Raw genomic sequence first — 16,398 nt, 5'->3', positions numbered from 1 at the left:
CAGGCTGTGGCACGGACACAAAGAGAAGCGCCTCACAGTTTGTATTTCGGTATAAGATTAGTTCCACTTCTCATTTGACAATCATTATCATTAAGAATAATTTGTTGCCCGATGTGTAGGAGGCCTCAGCAGGGATGCCCTCCACTAACCTCATTTGCAGCAAGGTGATTTCCATGACGGAACAAGTATCCACAAGCAGGTGCGATTCACCGTTACTCCAGGCGTTCGTCGACAACCGACTGATCCTGGTCAAGATCGCGGCACGCATTACCGGCTGCCGTTCCCGCGCCGAAGACGTGGTGCAGGACGCCTACTTCAGACTGCAATCGGCCCCGCAGATCACTTCATCGTTCAAGGCGCAACTGAGCTATCTGTTCCAGATCGTGCGCAACCTGGCTATCGACCACTACCGTAAACAGGCCCTGGAACTGAAGTACTCCGGGACGGAAGAGGAAGGCTTGAATGTGGTTATTCAGGGCGCTTCACCGGAAACCTCGCACATCAATTTCTCCACCCTGGAAAACATCGCCGACGCCCTGACCGAACTGCCCCAACGCACGCGCTACGCCTTCGAGATGTACCGCCTCCATGGCGTGCCGCAAAAGGACATCGCCAAGGAACTGGGTGTGTCGCCGACCCTGGTCAACTTCATGATCCGCGATGCGCTGGTGCACTGCCGCAAGGTGTCGGGGACCCATAGCGATACGTTTGCCCGACGTGTCTGAGCACCACGCAATTGCAATCACGGGTGAGCTTGTGTGGGAGCGGGCTTGCTCGCGAAGGCGGCTTGTCAATCAATTGATTCGTTGGCTGATACACCGCCTTCGCGAGCAAGCCCGCTCCCACACAAGCCCGTTCCCACAACATTTGATATTCGTTGCCCTGTAGCCCTCAGACCAACCCACACCGCTCAAAAAACCGTTCCCGCCCCAAAATCATCAGCGCCGCACGCTTGTGGGGGAAATCGAATTCCTTCTCGCAGTGGAAACACTGGTTGTGCATATGGCCGATCATCCTCGCGTTGTCAGCCCGCGGCTCCGCCACCACCCGCTGGGTGCGCGGGTCGTCGAGGAACAAGTAGTGCACCAACGCCGACAGCCAACTGGCGACCTTGTGCGGCCCACGGTGATGCTCCTCCCCCACCAGCATATGGATGCCGCGATCGTAATCGTCCACGTCATAGAACGGCGCGATGCGATCCTCCTTGGCCCAATACGCCTCGAAATACGCAAAGGGTTCACCGTCGAAACAGCCGATCAACGTCAAGGTATGCGGGTCAGCTGCAAGCTTCTGCAGATAGTCACGATGCTGTTCCAGGCTGCCGCTTTCCTGCCAGAAGTTGGCGACCCGCACGCTGTTCTGCCAGCGATTGAAACGGGCCAGGTCCACATCGATCTCTAGCGTGCGCAGTGAGATCCAGGCGCCCAGGCGCGCATCGAAACGTCGATAGACTTCGCCGCACGGCTTGGGCGCACGCAGCGGATGGCGCTTGCCCGTGCTGATGACCATCTGCTGCGGGTATACGCCACTCGACGCCTGGCCCAGCCACGGCTGCGGCAATTGCCAGAACAGGGTGCGCTCGCAACGGAACTGCCCCGCCACCTCCGTGGCCAGCAGCAGACCGCTGCGCAGGGCCTCGTCCGGGGCGTGTTCAAGGTGCCAGGCCAGGTGCTGGCGTTCGGGCTCGCGGGCAAACAGCCAGTAACCTGCAGCCCACAACGCCTGCACTGACGGCACCTCACCGGGGCTTTGCAAGCGCAGGTGCAATGTTTCGCCACGCTCCAGGCGCAGACGCACCAGGGGTTGGCCGGCGACGGTCAGCGTCAGGCGGCCATCGCTTTCGTCTGCGTTGAGGGCGGGCCCTGCCGGAAGTGGCAGGACTGACAAGTCTTGGGGATTGGGCATGGAGGGGGCTCACGATAATCGTCGACAGTTAGACGAAGTGACGTGAACCAGCGGCAAAAATTTAAGCCGGCAGTTGCGCGATTACGGCGCGTCAGGCACCGCCAGCACATCAATGCGGTACGGCTCGAAGATCTTCAACAACTCGCCGCTGTCGCGCAGGTCCTTGAGCAATGCGGCAAACGCCGGGCCACTGATGGCTGCCTTGGGCCGCAGCAACGCGTAGTGGTGGTAGACCTGATCAATGCGCTCAGACACCAGGAACTGCCCGGCAGTGTCTGCATTGCGCACCATGAAGTCACTGAGGTAAGAGCGCGTCACCAGGGCGATATCCGCCCGGCCACGGGTGACCATCAGCAAGTTGCTGTCATGGGAATAGGTCAGCGTGGCGTTGAAGTGCGCGGCCATGTACTTGGGGTCGGAGTTGAAGTTGGCAAAGGCGTAGTGATAACCGCTGAACACCGCCAGGCGCTTGCCCTTGAGGTCGGCAAAATACATCTGGTCGCGATCGGCCTGGCGCTGGGCGACGAAAATCTCGGCGTCCTCCAGGCCCATGTCGACAGTGGTATGGGGGATATCCTGCCAGCCCCATTGCGGGTTCTCGAAAATGGCCATGTCGATACGGCCCTGCTCGAAATCCCGAAACCGCCGGGGGATTGAGGTCGGTACCAGCACAAACTGGTACTCGGTCTGCGTACGGTTCAGCGCCGCCAGCAGTTGCGGTAGCAAACCGGTGTCGGCGCCCTGCTCCGGGCGCACCGTGTACGGTGGAAAATGCGCGGCACCAATCCGTACCAATTGGGCCGCCCAGACCTGCGCCTGCCACAAGGTGCCCATTGCCAATACTGTAAGTCCTGCAGCCAGCCGCAATGGCGAAAACATCAGGCACGCACCGTTCAAAATCTGGATCTCGCTAAGCTAGGCGTTTTTGTCTACAGAGACAACTTTCTACCCGACAATAACTGGCCTGCGCTCCACGCCTAATCGGCCTTGAGTACCAGCAGCAACGCTTCATCGGCCAATTGTTCGAGGGTCATGCTGCCCTGGGCGCGGAACCAGGTCGTGGTCCAGGACAACGCCCCGGTCAGGAATCGCCGGGTGATAAACACATCACCCTTGATATAACCGGCCTGCTTGGCCTCGCCCAGCACCTGCAGCCAGATCTCTTCATAGACATCCCGCAGCGCCAGCACCTGGGCCTGGCCCTCTGCCGACAGTGAGCGCCATTCATACACCAACACGGCCATGGCCTCGCCGCTGCCCCCCATGATCGACTGCAACTCGCAGCGAATCAGGGCCAGCACCCGCTCGCGCACGTTGCTCGCCTCGGCCAGGGACGCGCGCATCATCGCGGTGTTGTAATGGATGGTTTCTTCCATCACCGCCCGCAGGATTTCGTCCTTACTCTTGAAGTGGTGAAAGATGCTGCCCGACTGGATCCCCACCGCACCGGCAAGATCGCGCACAGTCGTGCGTTCAAAGCCTTTGTTGCGAAACAAGTGAGCCGCGGTCTGCAGCAGCTTGCCCCGGGCGCTGTCGGGATCGGTCAGTTGCCCGCCGTCCACCATGGTGCGCATCACCGCCAGGGCTTTTTGCTCATCCATGCTGCTCTCCTCAACTACTTTGATTGCGTCATGGCCGGCAATTTAGGCCGTGACAGCCACCCAAGCAAGCGCTTGGGCAAAAGTTATGACCAGAGTTTACAAACCAAGCGCTTGCTTGGTAGTCTCGACCCAGCGATTTTCCAGAGAAGGACTTCCCATGGACAAGACCGTTCGTATCGGCTGCGCCAGTGCATTCTGGGGCGACACCTGCACCGCCGCCGCGCAGCTGGTGCACGGCGGCGCGCTGGATTACCTGGTGTTCGACTACCTGGCGGAAGTCACCATGTCGATCCTCGCCGGCGCGCGAATGAAAGATCCCCAGGCCGGCTACGCCACGGACTTTGTCGAAGTGCTGGCGCCGTTGCTCGGCGATATCCAGCGCCAGGGCATCCGCGTGATCAGCAACGCCGGCGGCATCCACCCCCAGGCCTGCGCCGCGGCATTGCAAGCGGCCTGCGACCAGGCCCGGGTGCCGCTGAAAATCGCCGTGGTGCTGGGCGATGACCTGCAACCGCAGTTCAAGCAACTGCAGGGCATCAACGACATGTTCAACGGCGCACCGTTGCCGGCGATGTGCGTGTCCACCAACGCCTACCTCGGCGCACCGGGCATCGTCCAGGCCCTGCAACTGGGCGCCGATATCGTCATCACCGGGCGCGTGGTGGACAGCGCAGTGGTCAGCGCGGCCCTGGTGCATGAGTTCAACTGGTCGTGGCAGGACTACGACCGCCTGGCCCAGGCCGCACTGGCCGGGCATATCATCGAATGTGGCGCACAGTGCACCGGCGGCAATTTCACCGATTGGCGCGAGGTGCCGGACTACGAGCACATCGGCTTCCCGATTGTCGAAGTCAGCGCCGACGGCCAGTTCACCGTCAGCAAAGCACCGGGCACCGGCGGCCTGATCAGCGAACTGAGCGTCGCCGAACAACTGCTGTACGAAATCGGCAACCCGCGGGCCTATCTGCTGCCGGATGTGATTTGCGACTTCAGCCAGGTCACGCTGCAGCAGCAAGGCGAAAACCGCGTGCGCCTGCACGGCGCCAAAGGGCAGGCACCGACCGATCAGTACAAAGTCAGTGCGACCTACCCCGACGGTTTTCGCTGCACCGCCAGTTGCCTGCTGGCCGGCATCGATGCGCGGGCCAAGGCCGAACGGGTCAGCCAGGCGATCATCAACAAGACTGCCGAGCTGTTCAGCCAGCGCGGCTGGGCGCCCTACACCGAGGTCAATATTGAATTGCTCGGCAGCGAAGCCACCTACGGCGCCCACGCCCGGCGCCAGGACTGCCGCGAAGTGGTGCTCAAACTGGCGGTGCGTCACCCCAGCAAACAGGCACTGGTGCTGTTCGCCCGGGAAATCGCCCAGGCCGCCACCGGCATGGCGCCGGGGCTGACTGGCATTGTCGGCGGCCGGCCCACCGTATATCCGCTGATCCGCCTGTTTTCATTCCTGATCGATAAGCGCGCCTGCAGCCTGAGCGTCGACTTCCAAGGGCAGTCCTACCCCTGCGAACTGCCGGCCACGGCCGCCTTAGGCACACCCCACGCCCCCCTCGACCCACCCCGGCCCGAAGGCCGCGCCGATGCCAGCGTGCCGCTGGTCAAACTGGCCGTGGCGCGCTCCGGAGACAAGGGCAATCACAGCAATATCGGCGTGATCGCGCGCCGGCCCGACTACTTGCCATGGATCGCCGAAGCATTGACCCCAGAAGTGATCGTCGACTGGATGAGCCACGTCCTCGACCCGCTGCACGGGCGCGTAGAACGCTGGTATCTGCCCGGTAGCCACAGCCTCAACTTCCTCCTGGAGAACGCCCTGGGCGGCGGCGGTATCGCCAGCCTGCGCATCGACCCCCAGGGCAAGGCCTTCGCCCAGCAGTTGCTGGAAATACCGATTGCCGTGCCCCGCCACCTCGCTGATCAACTCAACTAAGGGACTCTCGCCGTGGCCTTCGACTCGATCTTCAAAGCCGACCTGTTCCAGGGGCAAACCATTATCGTCACCGGCGGCGGCAGCGGTATTGGCCGTTGCACTGCCCATGAACTAGCGGCACTCGGCGCCCATGTGGTGCTGGTGGGGCGCAAGCCAGAAAAACTGCAACAGGTCACCCAGGAAATTACCGACGATGGCGGCCACGCCAGCTGGCAGGCCTGTGATATTCGCGATGAAGAAGCGGTCAAGGCGCTGGTCAGCCAGATTATTCAGGCGCACGGCCCGATCCACGGCCTGGTGAACAACGCAGGCGGCCAGTACCCCTCGCCCCTGGCGTCGATCAATCAAAAAGGTTTTGAAACCGTACTGCGTACCAACCTGGTGGGCGGTTTCTTGATGGCGCGGGAAGTGTTCAATCAATCGATGAACAAGCACGGCGGCGCCATCGTCAACATGCTGGCCGATATGTGGGGCGGCATGCCCGGCATGGGTCACTCGGGCGCTGCGCGCTCGGGGATGGACAACTTCACCAAGACCGCCGCGTTCGAGTGGGGCTACGCCGGGGTGCGGGTCAATGCCGTGGCGCCAGGCTGGATCGCCTCCAGTGGCATGGACACCTACGAAGGTGCGTTCAAGGCGGTGATCCCGACCCTGCGCGAGCATGTGCCGCTCAAGCGCATTGGCACTGAATCGGAAGTCAGCGCGGCGATTGTGTTCCTCCTCAGCCCCGCCGCCGCGTTCGTCAGCGGCAGCACCTTGCGCATCGACGGCGCCGCCAGCCTGGGCAGCCGCGCCTGGCCGCTGCACAAAGCGCAGACGCCGAGCCCGTCCTTCAATGGCTTTCACCGCGCCTACCTGCCGGATGTGCTCAAGGAGGGCCAATAAACCATGCCGGTCATAGACTCCCAACTCGACGCCCACAGCCCGCAGTTCGCGCAGAACCGCGAGGCCATGCTCACGGCCATCAACCACCTGCGCCAACTGGAACAGAACCTGTTGGACAAGGCCGCCGAGGCCAAGGGCAAGTTCGACAAGCGCGGCCAACTGCTGCCCCGCGAACGCCTGAACCTGTTGCTTGACCCCGGTGCGCCCTTCCTCGAACTGGCGAGCCTGGCCGGCTACAAGCTGCACGATGACAAGGACGGCAGCGCGGCCGGTGGCGGCTTGATTGCCGGTATCGGTTACGTCAGCGGCGTGCGCATGCTGGTGGTGGCCAATAACAGTGCGATCAAGGGCGGGACGATCTCGCCATCCGGCCTGAAAAAATCCCTGCGCCTGCAACAGATCGCCATGGAGAACAAACTGCCAGTGGTGACCCTGGCCGAAAGCGGCGGCGCCAACCTGAATTACGCGGCAGAGATTTTCGTCGAAGGCGCACGCAGCTTTGCCAACCAGGCGCGGATGTCGGCCATGGGCCTGCCGCAAATCACCGTAGTCCACGGTTCGGCCACCGCAGGCGGTGCCTATCAGCCGGGACTTTCGGATTACGTGGTGGTGGTGCGCGGCAAGGCCAAGCTGTTTCTCGCCGGCCCGCCACTGCTCAAGGCCGCCACCGGCGAAGTGGCGACGGATGAAGAACTGGGTGGCGCCCAGATGCATGCGCAAACCGCCGGCACCGCCGAATACCTTGCCGAAAATGATGCTGATGGCGTGCGCATCGTGCGCGAGATTGTCAGCTTATTGCCGTGGGACGACCGGCTGCCGCCCCAGCCTGCGCGGGCCTATGCCGAGCCGCTGTATCCGATTGAAGAGCTGCTGGGGCTGATCCCCGACGACCCGAAAAAACCCTACGACGCACGGGAAATCATCGCGCGCATCGCCGACGGCTCCAACTTCCTCGAATTCAAGGGCGAGTACGATCCCCACACCGTCTGCGGCCACTTGCAGATCCAGGGCCGCGCCTGCGGGTTTATCGGCAATAACGGCCCAGTCACGCCCAAGGGCGCGAGCAAGGCCGCGCAATTTATCCAGCTGTGCGACCAGAGCCAGACGCCGCTGCTGTTCTTGCACAACACCACCGGTTTTATGGTCGGCACCGAATCCGAGCAACAAGGGGTGATCAAGCACGGCGCGAAGATGATCCAGGCGGTGGCCAACGCCCGCGTGCCCAAGCTGACCGTGGTGGTCGGCGGCTCCTATGGCGCCGGCAACTATGCGATGTGCGGTCGGGGCCTGGACCCGCGCTTTATCTTCGCCTGGCCCAACAGCCGCACCGCCGTGATGGGCGGCGCCCAGGCCGGCAAGGTGCTGCGCATTGTCACCGAAGCCAAACAGTTGAAAGACGGTCTGGTGCCCGATCCCAAGGTGCTCGACATGCTCGAACAGGTCACCGCGCAGAAACTCGACAGCCAGTCCACGGCCCTATATGGCAGCGCCAATCTGTGGGACGACGGGCTGATTGACCCACGGGACACCCGCACCTTGCTGGGTTATCTGCTGGATATCTGCCAAGAGGCTCAGGTGCGCCAATTGCAACCCAACAGCTTCGGCGCCGCGCGCTTTTAACGATCAGGAGAACAATAAAAATGATCTTCACCCAGGAACACGAAGAGCTGCGTCGTACCGTACGGGCTTTTGTCGACCGAGAGATCAACCCCCATGTCGACGCATGGGAAAAAGCCGGGCGCTTCCCCATCCACGAGATTTTCCGCAAGGCCGGCGACCTCGGCCTGCTGGGCATTTCCAAGCCGGAGAAGTTTGGCGGCATGGGCCTGGACTACAGCTACTCGATTGTCGCCGCCGAAGAATTCGGCACCATCCGCTGCGGCGGCATCCCGATGTCCATCGGCGTGCAGACCGATATGTGCACCCCGGCCCTGGCCCGTTTCGGCTCCGATGAACTGCGCGAGGAATTCCTGCGCCCGGCCATCAGCGGCGAACAAGTGGGCTGCATCGGCGTCTCGGAAACCGGCGCCGGCTCCGACGTGGCCGGCCTGAAAACCCACGCCCGCAAGGAAGGCGACGACTACGTGATCAACGGCAGCAAGATGTGGATCACCAACTCCCCCAGCGCCGATTTTATCTGCCTGCTGGCCAACACCTCGGACGGCAAGCCCCATATCAACAAGTCATTGATCATGGTGCCGATGAACACCCCCGGCATCAGCGTCAGCCCGCCCCTGGAAAAGCTCGGCATGCACAGTTCGGAAACCGCCCAGGTGTTTTTCGATGATGTGCGCATCCCACAGCGCAACCGCATCGGCCACGAAGGCGCGGGGTTCATGATGCAGATGCTGCAGTTCCAGGAAGAACGGCTGTTTGGCGCGGCCAATATGATCAAGGGCCTGGAGTCGTGCATCGACAGCACCATCGCCTACTGCAAGGAGCGCCAGACCTTCGGCAAGGCCTTGATCGACAACCAGGTGATCCACTTCCGCCTGGCTGAGCTGTCCACCGAAATCGAATGCCTGCGTGCGCTGGTCTACCAGGCGACCGAGCAATACATCAAGGGCCAGGACGTGACGCGGCTGGCCTCGATGGCCAAGCTCAAGGCCGGACGCCTGGGCCGCGAAGTCAGCGACAGCTGCCTGCAATACTGGGGCGGCATGGGTTTTATGTGGGACAACCCGGTGGCCCGTGCCTATCGCGATGTGCGGCTGGTGTCGATTGGCGGCGGCGCCGACGAAATTATGCTGGGGATCATCTGCAAGCTGATGGGCACTCTGCCGGGGAAAAAGTCGTGAACGCCTGTGAAACCCTGCTGCTCGAACCGCATAACGGCGTGCTGCACATCACCCTCAACCGCCCGCAGAACCGCAATGCCATGAGCTTGCAGATGGTCAGCGAACTGCGCGCGGTGCTGGCGGATGTGGCGCGTGACGAGCAAGTACGGGCGCTGGTGATCAGTGGGGCCGGCGGGCACTTCTGTGCAGGCGGCGATGTTAAGGATATGAGCCGCGCGGGCAGCCGCGAAGGCTTGCGTGATTTGAACCGGGTGTTTGGCACGCTGTTGCAGGAAGTCGAAGCGCTGCCGCAGGTGGTGATTGTGGTGTTGCAGGGCGCGGTGTTGGGCGGTGGGTTTGGCCTGGCGTGTGTCAGCGACATCGCGATTGCCGATCACCAGGCGCAGTTCGGCTTGCCGGAAACCAGCCTCGGCGTGCTGCCGGCGCAGATCGCGCCGTTTGTGGTGCGGCGCATCGGCCTGACCCAAGCCCGGCGCCTGGCGTTGACCGCGGCGCGGTTTGACGGGATCGAGGCGCAGCGCCTGGGGGTGGTGCATTTTGTCGAGCATGATCCCCAAGGGTTGGCGCAGCGCCTGGATGAGGTGTTGGGCCAGGTCTTGCGCTGTGCACCACGCGCCAATGCCCGGACCAAGGCGTTGTTGCTCCAGAGCCTGGATCAGCCGTTGGAACTGCTGCTGGATCAGGCTGCCGATTGGTTTGCCGAAGCAGTGACCGGGGAAGAAGGGATTGAAGGGACGCGGGCGTTTGTCGAGAAGCGCAAGGCCAGGTGGGTAATTTGATCTTGAAAACGCCCCACTCCCTGTAGGAGCTGGCTTGCCTGCTCCCACAAGGGAAGGCGCACGCTTCGACGATCAGGCCGGCTCTAAGGCCGCTTTGCTTGTGATTTTGATCTTAGGCGCCCCGTTAAACCACGCTGGCCGCAATCCGATGTTGATTTGGGGGGTAAACCGGCAGGACGCCGGTTTAGCCGCGCTGGGCCATGGAGGGCCCATCGCGGCGGCCCCACAAATCAATTTCGGATTACGGGCACACCGAGCCTAGGCGAGGTGCCGAGTGGTGGGGCAAGAGCGCTTTGGTTACTTTCGCGCTCTTCGAAAGTGACCCGCCGTCAGGGCGGAACCTTAAGTGGCCGTGACCGCAGCAACGGATATGTACACACACCAAGAAGATAGTTGTGTAGATACCTATGCTGCGATGCGGGCACCTCGACGTGATGCAATCGCAGGCAAGCCAGCTCCCACACAAGCCCACACCTGCGCAACCAATCAGACAGGGACCCACAATGCCCAGTTTCAATAAAATACTGATCGCCAACCGCGGCGAAATCGCCTGCCGCATCCAGCGCAGCGCCCAAGCCCTGGGCTACCGCACCGTGGCCGTCTATAGCGAGGCCGACGCCGACGCCCTGCACGTACAAATGGCCGATGAAGCGGTGAACATCGGCCCGGCCCCGGTGCAGCAGTCCTACCTGAACATCTCGGCCATCCTCGACGCCGCGCGCCTCACCGGCGCCGATGCGGTCCACCCCGGCTACGGCTTTCTCTCGGAAAACCCCGAGTTCGCCAAGGCCTGCATCGCCGCCGGCCTGGTATTTATCGGCCCCAGCGCCCACGCCATCGAATTGATGGGCAGCAAGCGCCTGTCGAAAATCGCCATGCTCGCCGCCGGTGTGCCGTGCATTGCCGGCTACCAGGGCAGCGCGCAGGACGACGCCACCCTGCAAAGCGAAGCCGGGCGCATCGGTTACCCGCTGATGATCAAGGCCAGTGCCGGTGGCGGCGGACGCGGCATGCGCCTGGTAAACGCGCCCGGGCAACTGCTCGAACACTTGCATACCGCACGCTCCGAGGCGCTGAACGCCTTTGGCAGTGACGAACTGATTCTGGAGCAGGCGTTGATCGCGCCGCGCCACGTGGAGATCCAACTGTTCGGCGATGCCCACGGCAACCTGATCTACCTGGGCGAACGTGATTGCTCAGTACAGCGCCGCCATCAGAAGGTCATCGAAGAAGCGCCCTGCCCGGTCATGACCGCCGAACTGCGCCAGGCCATGGGCGAAGCGGCGCTCAAGGCCGGGCGCGCGGTGGAGTATGTTGGCGCCGGCACCGTGGAGTTCCTGTTGGACCAAAGCGGGCGTTTCTACTTCCTGGAAATGAACACCCGCCTGCAAGTGGAACACCCGGTCACCGAACTGATCACCGGCCTGGACCTGGTGGATTGGCAACTGCAAATCGCCGCCGGCCAGCCTCTGCCGTTGCGCCAAGAGCAGGTGACACTGACCGGGCATGCCATGGAGGTGCGCCTGTACGCCGAGGACCCGGTCCAGGGCTTCTTGCCACAAACCGGCGAAGTGCTGCGCTGGGAGCCGGCCGCCGGGGTGCGGGTCGATCATGGATTGCTGGCCCCTCAGCGGATCAGCCCGTTCTATGACCCGATGCTGGGCAAGATCATCGCCCATGGCGCTACCCGTGAAGAGGCGCGGCGCAAGCTGCTGCGCGCGGTGCAGGACTGTGTACTGCTGGGGGTTGCCAGCAATCAGCGGTTACTGGTGGACTTGCTCAGCCATCCGCAGTTTGTCGCGGCAGATTTCAGCACCGGGTTTATCGCCGAACATTTCGGCGATATCGCCCGCCCCGTCATCAGCGACGAACAACTGGCAGTGGCCGCCGCATTGTTCTATCGGCACAGCGCGGCAGCGCATCGCCCTGCCTTGGCGGGCTGGCGCAACAATGCCAGCGTGCCCTGGACCTATCGACTGAGCGTCGGGGAGCAGTGTCATGAAGTCAGCGCGCGAGTGTTGGCGGACGATCACCTGCAAATCGGCGACATCGCTGTACAGCTGCTCGACAGTGACGGGCGCTGGGCCAGCCTGGTCATCAACGGTGTTCGGCGCCGACTCGCCTATCACCTGCAAGGCACCCAGCTCTGGCTGTTGCATGCCGGTAGCAGCCTGTGCGTAAACAACCAGACGCAAACCGTGGCCAGTCGTGAGGCGCCGGCCAGCAACGGTACGGTCAAGGCACCGATGGACGGTGCGATTACCCTGGTGCAGGTGTGCGAAGGAGACGTGGTGAGCAAGGGCCAACTGCTGCTGGTGCTCGAGGCGATGAAAATGGAGCACCCGCTCAAGGCGGGTATCGACGGGGTGGTCAAGGCCATTCAAGTCGCCGCAGGCGATCAGGTGCGCAATCGCCAGGTATTGCTGCAGATCGAGTAGCCCTGGGCGGAACTACCAGGCTTGGCTACGCTCTATCCCCATCAGAAAGGGATGAGTACGGGAACCTGCGATGCCTCATTGGCTGATTATTGATCTTGAAGCCACAACGGATGAAGGCGGCTGGCCCGTGTCGGAGATGGAAATCATCGAAATCGGTGTAAGCCTGGTCAACCGCCAGGGCCGCGAACTGGACCACTTCCAGCGCTTCGTGCGGCCCTTGCGCCGCCCGCTGCTGACGCCGTTCTGCCGCCAGTTGACGCACATCAGCCAGGCCAGTATCGACAGCGCGGCGCCCTTGACCGAGGTCTGGCCGCTGTTTGAACGCTGGCTGGGCCAGCACCATCCGCGCCTGGAAGGCTGGGCCAGCTGGGGCGACTACGATCGCCAGCAACTGGAACTGGAGTGGCAGCGCCATGGCTTGGCCAGCGTGCTGGGCCAGACGCCCCATGTGAACCTCAAGCAGCGCTTCGCCAAGGCCCGGCGCCTGGACAAGCCGCTGGGGCTCAATGGCGCGTTGCAACTGGCGGGTATGCAGTTCAACGGCCAGCAACATCGGGCCCTGGAGGATGCGCGGAATACGGCGCGTTTGCTGCCGTTGATTTTGCCCGTGTAGAAGGCATACTGGCCGACCTTTCTTACCCCTTTTTCCGAGGATTCATCCATGTTCAAAGTCAATGAGTACTTCGACGGCACCGTCAAGTCGATCGCCTTCGGTACCCCTGAAGGTCCGGCGACCATCGGCGTCATGGCCCCGGGTGAATACGAATTCGGCACGGCCCAGCGTGAAATCATGCACGTGGTCTCGGGCGCACTGACCGTCAAGCTGCCAGGCAGCGACAGCTGGGAAACCTTCGCTGCAGGCAGCCAGTTCCATGTGCCTGCCGACAGCAAGTTCCAACTCAAGGTGGCCGTGGACACTGCCTACCTGTGCGAATACCGCGGCTAAGCCTTTACCCCGCGCAAAAAAATGCCCGTCTCTGTGAGACGGGCATTTTTTGTGGAGCCTGGTTTACTCCAGGATCGTCACCGGCATGCCGACTTCCAGGCGGCCAACCCCGTCATTGACCAGGTTCTGGCCGAACATCACGCCATCGGGTTCTTTACGGTAGGTTTCCAAGGTCGCCAGCGGCTGGCGGTCGGCGCTGCGCTCACCGGTCGCCGGGTCGATGGTGGTGAGGATGCAACGGGAACAGGACTTGACCACCCGCAACTCCACATCACCAATGCGCAGGCGCTTCCAGCCATCCTCGGCAAACGCCTCGCTGCCTTCAATCACCAGGTTGGGGCGAAAGCGCAGCATTTCCATGGGCCGGCCGATGCGCTGCGACAGGTCGTCGAGGGACGCCTGGCCGATCAGCAACAAAGGGAAACCGTCAGCGAACGCAACCTGGTCATCATCCTTGCCATAGCCGGCCGCCGTGGTGCGCGCACGCGCCAGCGGGACATGCACCAGACGGGTCGGTTTGCCGACGAACCGGCTGACCCAGTCGGCGGCCTCGTCACCGGCATCCGGTACCCGCAAGGTGTCGCGCCAAATGGTGACACCACGCAACTCGGCATCAGCGCCGGGCAACGCCACGTCCAGGGTGGGTCGGCCGGCACCGCTCAAGGTCAGGCCACCGGTGGCATTCCAGAGTGCCGACAGCTGACTCATCTGCGCCACCGCCCGCTGGGTCAGGAAACGCCCGCTGGCCTCGTCCACCAACATCCAGCGTCGGTCCCCGTCCAGCCCAAGTTTGTCCAAGCCGATATGCGCCAAGGTCTCTGCCTTGCCCGACTTCAAGGGGTACCGATACAACGCGCTGAGACGAAGCATGAGCCTAGGTTCCTGTGAGCAAAAACGTCACCCTATACGAGCACGCGGCCAGAATCAAAATATCCCCGGCCGGCAAGTAGAGGCTATCGTGGAGGATCAGGCCGGGACTTCATCCAGCATCAGGCGCTGGCGCACCACGTCCACCAATTTATCGGGCTGGAATTTGGAGAGGAAGTTGTCGCAACCGACCTTTTTCACCATCGAGTCGTTGAAGCTGCCGGACAACGAGGTGTGCAGCACCACGTAGAGGCCACGCAGGCGTGGGTCATTGCGGATCTCGGTGGTCAGGCGGTAGCCGTCCATTTCGGGCATTTCGGCGTCGGTGAAGATCATCAACAGTTTGTCGGTCATCACCACACCGCTGTCCGCCCAGGCCTTGAGCATGTTCAGGGCCTTGAGCCCGTCACTGGCGATATGCATCTTCACCCCCAGTTGCCCCAAGGTGTCGCGCAATTGCGACAAGGCCACGTTGGAGTCATCCACCAGCAGCACTTCGCGGCCACGGGCACGCTCGAGTACCGGGTCCTCGAGTTTTTCCCGGGAGACTTTGGCGTTGTAGGGCACGATCTCGGCGAGGACTTTTTCCACGTCGATAATCTCTACCAACTGCTCATCCACCTTGCTGATGGCCGTGAGGTAATGCTGGCGGCCGGCACTGGCCGGCGGCGGCAGGATCGACTCCCAGGTCATGTTGACAATGCGGTCGACGCCGCCCACCAGGAAGGCCTGTACCGAACGGTTGTACTCGGTAACGATAATGGTGCTGTTGGGCCCCGGAACCAGCGGACGCATGCCGATGGCCTGGGACAGGTCGATCACCGGCAAGGTCTGGCCGCGCAGGTTGACCACGCCACAGACAAACGGGTGGCGCTGGGGCATCAGGGTCAGCTTGGGCAACTGCAGGACTTCCTGCACCTTGAACACGTTGATCGCGAACAACTGGCGCCCGGCCAGGCGAAACATAAGGATCTCCAGGCGATTCTCACCCACCAATTGCGTGCGTTGATCTACCGTGTCGAGAATGCCAGCCATTGAAGACTCCTGGGTGTGCTGAAAAGATTCGCTGCTTACTGGAAAAGGTTATCGGCAGCCAATGCCAGACCTTGACCCCAGCTAAAATGCCACGCAAATGCATTGATGTCACACTGACATCATGGTTTACTGGCTTCACCTTGCTGTCCGGTGGTCACGCAGCGCGCCGAGACCCTCAAACGGTCACAAGGTTCAGCCACGTAAGGGATTCCCCTAGTCGCAATCAGGTCCAACCTGATATTCGCGATATCCAATAGCCATTAATGTGACGCCATTCTCATTGCACGAACGGAGTCAGGCTTTTGTTTGCTATCGCAAGCCCACGGTCCAAGGGCCTTCCAGGCAATAACGCCTGGGCAATCGAAGTAATGCGAATGCCTCTGGTTGTTTCCACTGCAAGCAGCGCCAGCAGTCGCGACGCTGATCATTCAAATAAAAGTACTACTCAAAATTCAGAAACGAACTACAGATTTCGGTCATATTTCGGCGCTAGTTTGAAGCCGTTGCTCCAGTGGTACATCTCATTATCTGACCGTATGTTGTGGAGACTTTCATGATGAACGACGGTAAAGAGTGGCAAGACGCACTTCCCGAGTTCCTCCTGGAGGCAGAAATGCTGCTGGCCAAGTCTGAGGAATGCCTGAGCCACCTGCATTTGATCCGCAACGATAACGATGCCATCGACTGCATGAAAAGCAGCCTGGTCAAACTGGCCGAAAAGGCTGATGCCATGGCACTGCAAGCCATTGGCAACTTTTCCCGGCATATCCAGGACCTGATCTGCAACGCCCAAAGCCCGATGCAACTCCACGACGCGGCACTCGCAGCCCTGCACGACTGCCTGACGCTGCTGGCCTGGCAACTGGAACTGATCGATATCAAGACCGGTAAACTCAGCCTGGATGAAGCCGAGCAAACCACGTTGATTGAAACCGTTGCCCAGCAGATTCCACAGAAGGACGTTGGCGCTCATTATCGCCACTCCATGCACCACGCCTCCTGAACCTGCCGCTCGGTTAATCCAAGACGCCGGCAGGCGCCCAACTAATGTCCTGGCAGGTATTTAGCCAGCCAACTATCAATAAGCCACTATTGGCAATAACGATGCAAAACTTGATTAACCGTACAACTAGAACCCGCTGAACTAAGCACTGCGCCAGGCGACCGACGGTAATTGTTGGTGGTACCATTAGCGCATTCGAAGTGGC

15 protein-coding genes are annotated in these 16,398 nt (G+C 61.7%); 10 read left to right on the top strand and 5 right to left on the bottom strand.

Annotation, left to right across the window (positions count from 1 at the left end):
• Window positions 1–173 precede the first annotated feature (173 nt).
• The gene (locus JTY93_RS09525; protein WP_205476855.1) at window positions 174–725 is read left to right on the top strand and encodes an RNA polymerase factor sigma-70; all 552 of its coding nucleotides are present in this window, start codon (window positions 174–176) and stop codon (window positions 723–725) included.
• A 166-nt stretch (window positions 726–891) separates the two neighbouring features.
• Here JTY93_RS09525 and JTY93_RS09520 read toward each other — a convergent pair whose 3' ends face one another.
• The 3 genes from JTY93_RS09520 to JTY93_RS09510 form a co-directional block, all read right to left on the bottom strand.
• Complete coding sequence (locus JTY93_RS09520; RefSeq protein WP_205476854.1) at window positions 892–1,905, bottom strand: GNAT family N-acetyltransferase; 1,014 nt, start codon at window positions 1,903–1,905, stop codon at window positions 892–894.
• A gap of 81 nt (window positions 1,906–1,986) precedes the next feature.
• Window positions 1,987–2,784, bottom strand: a complete 798-nt coding sequence (locus JTY93_RS09515) for a substrate-binding periplasmic protein (RefSeq protein ID WP_205476853.1) — start codon at window positions 2,782–2,784, stop codon at window positions 1,987–1,989.
• A gap of 98 nt (window positions 2,785–2,882) precedes the next feature.
• Entirely contained in the window at window positions 2,883–3,506 is a 624-nt protein-coding gene (locus tag JTY93_RS09510; RefSeq protein ID WP_169998253.1) for a TetR/AcrR family transcriptional regulator, read from the bottom strand.
• A 157-nt stretch (window positions 3,507–3,663) separates the two neighbouring features.
• On the opposite strand from JTY93_RS09510, the gene JTY93_RS09505 reads away from it, so the two are divergent.
• From JTY93_RS09505 to ppnP, 8 genes are all read left to right on the top strand, one after another.
• Entirely contained in the window at window positions 3,664–5,442 is a 1,779-nt protein-coding gene (locus JTY93_RS09505; protein ID WP_205476852.1) for an acyclic terpene utilization AtuA family protein, read from the top strand.
• 12 nt (window positions 5,443–5,454) lie between these two features.
• Window positions 5,455–6,327 carry an SDR family oxidoreductase gene (locus tag JTY93_RS09500; protein WP_205476851.1) on the top strand — a complete coding sequence of 291 codons (873 nt, stop codon included), beginning with the start codon at window positions 5,455–5,457 and terminating at the stop codon, window positions 6,325–6,327.
• A 3-nt stretch (window positions 6,328–6,330) separates the two neighbouring features.
• On the top strand, window positions 6,331–7,947 hold the full coding sequence (gene atuC / locus JTY93_RS09495) for an acyl-CoA carboxylase subunit beta (protein ID WP_205476850.1): 1,617 nt from the start codon (window positions 6,331–6,333) through the stop codon (window positions 7,945–7,947).
• A 20-nt stretch (window positions 7,948–7,967) separates the two neighbouring features.
• Window positions 7,968–9,125: an acyl-CoA dehydrogenase family protein gene (atuD, locus tag JTY93_RS09490; protein ID WP_205476849.1), complete on the top strand. Its 1,158-nt coding sequence runs from the start codon at window positions 7,968–7,970 to the stop codon at window positions 9,123–9,125.
• Window positions 9,122–9,904 carry an enoyl-CoA hydratase/isomerase family protein gene (locus JTY93_RS09485; protein ID WP_205476848.1) on the top strand — a complete coding sequence of 261 codons (783 nt, stop codon included), beginning with the start codon at window positions 9,122–9,124 and terminating at the stop codon, window positions 9,902–9,904. Before atuD ends, JTY93_RS09485 begins: the two co-directional genes overlap by 4 nt.
• A gap of 503 nt (window positions 9,905–10,407) precedes the next feature.
• Window positions 10,408–12,342 (top strand): acetyl/propionyl/methylcrotonyl-CoA carboxylase subunit alpha, encoded by a 1,935-nt coding sequence (locus tag JTY93_RS09480; RefSeq protein WP_205476847.1) that lies wholly within the window; start codon window positions 10,408–10,410, stop codon window positions 12,340–12,342.
• A 70-nt stretch (window positions 12,343–12,412) separates the two neighbouring features.
• Complete coding sequence (locus tag JTY93_RS09475) at window positions 12,413–12,955, top strand: 3'-5' exonuclease (protein ID WP_169998267.1); 543 nt, start codon at window positions 12,413–12,415, stop codon at window positions 12,953–12,955.
• A gap of 48 nt (window positions 12,956–13,003) precedes the next feature.
• Window positions 13,004–13,288 carry a pyrimidine/purine nucleoside phosphorylase gene (gene ppnP / locus JTY93_RS09470; protein WP_205476846.1) on the top strand — a complete coding sequence of 95 codons (285 nt, stop codon included), beginning with the start codon at window positions 13,004–13,006 and terminating at the stop codon, window positions 13,286–13,288.
• 63 nt (window positions 13,289–13,351) lie between these two features.
• Here ppnP and JTY93_RS09465 read toward each other — a convergent pair whose 3' ends face one another.
• Complete coding sequence (locus tag JTY93_RS09465; RefSeq protein ID WP_205476845.1) at window positions 13,352–14,158, bottom strand: MOSC domain-containing protein; 807 nt, start codon at window positions 14,156–14,158, stop codon at window positions 13,352–13,354.
• A gap of 96 nt (window positions 14,159–14,254) precedes the next feature.
• Entirely contained in the window at window positions 14,255–15,190 is a 936-nt protein-coding gene (locus tag JTY93_RS09460; RefSeq protein ID WP_032862773.1) for a chemotaxis protein CheV, read from the bottom strand.
• Window positions 15,191–15,746: 556 nt separating this feature from the next.
• On the opposite strand from JTY93_RS09460, the gene JTY93_RS09455 reads away from it, so the two are divergent.
• The gene (locus tag JTY93_RS09455; protein WP_205476867.1) at window positions 15,747–16,193 is read left to right on the top strand and encodes a hypothetical protein; all 447 of its coding nucleotides are present in this window, start codon (window positions 15,747–15,749) and stop codon (window positions 16,191–16,193) included.
• Window positions 16,194–16,398: the final 205 nt, after the last annotated feature.

This window comes from Pseudomonas hygromyciniae (genome assembly GCF_016925675.1).
Classification (GTDB): Bacteria; Pseudomonadota; Gammaproteobacteria; order Pseudomonadales; family Pseudomonadaceae; genus Aquipseudomonas; species Aquipseudomonas hygromyciniae.
The sequence above is the reverse complement of the archived record's forward strand: the minus strand, read 5'-3'. Positions and strand labels throughout refer to the sequence as shown.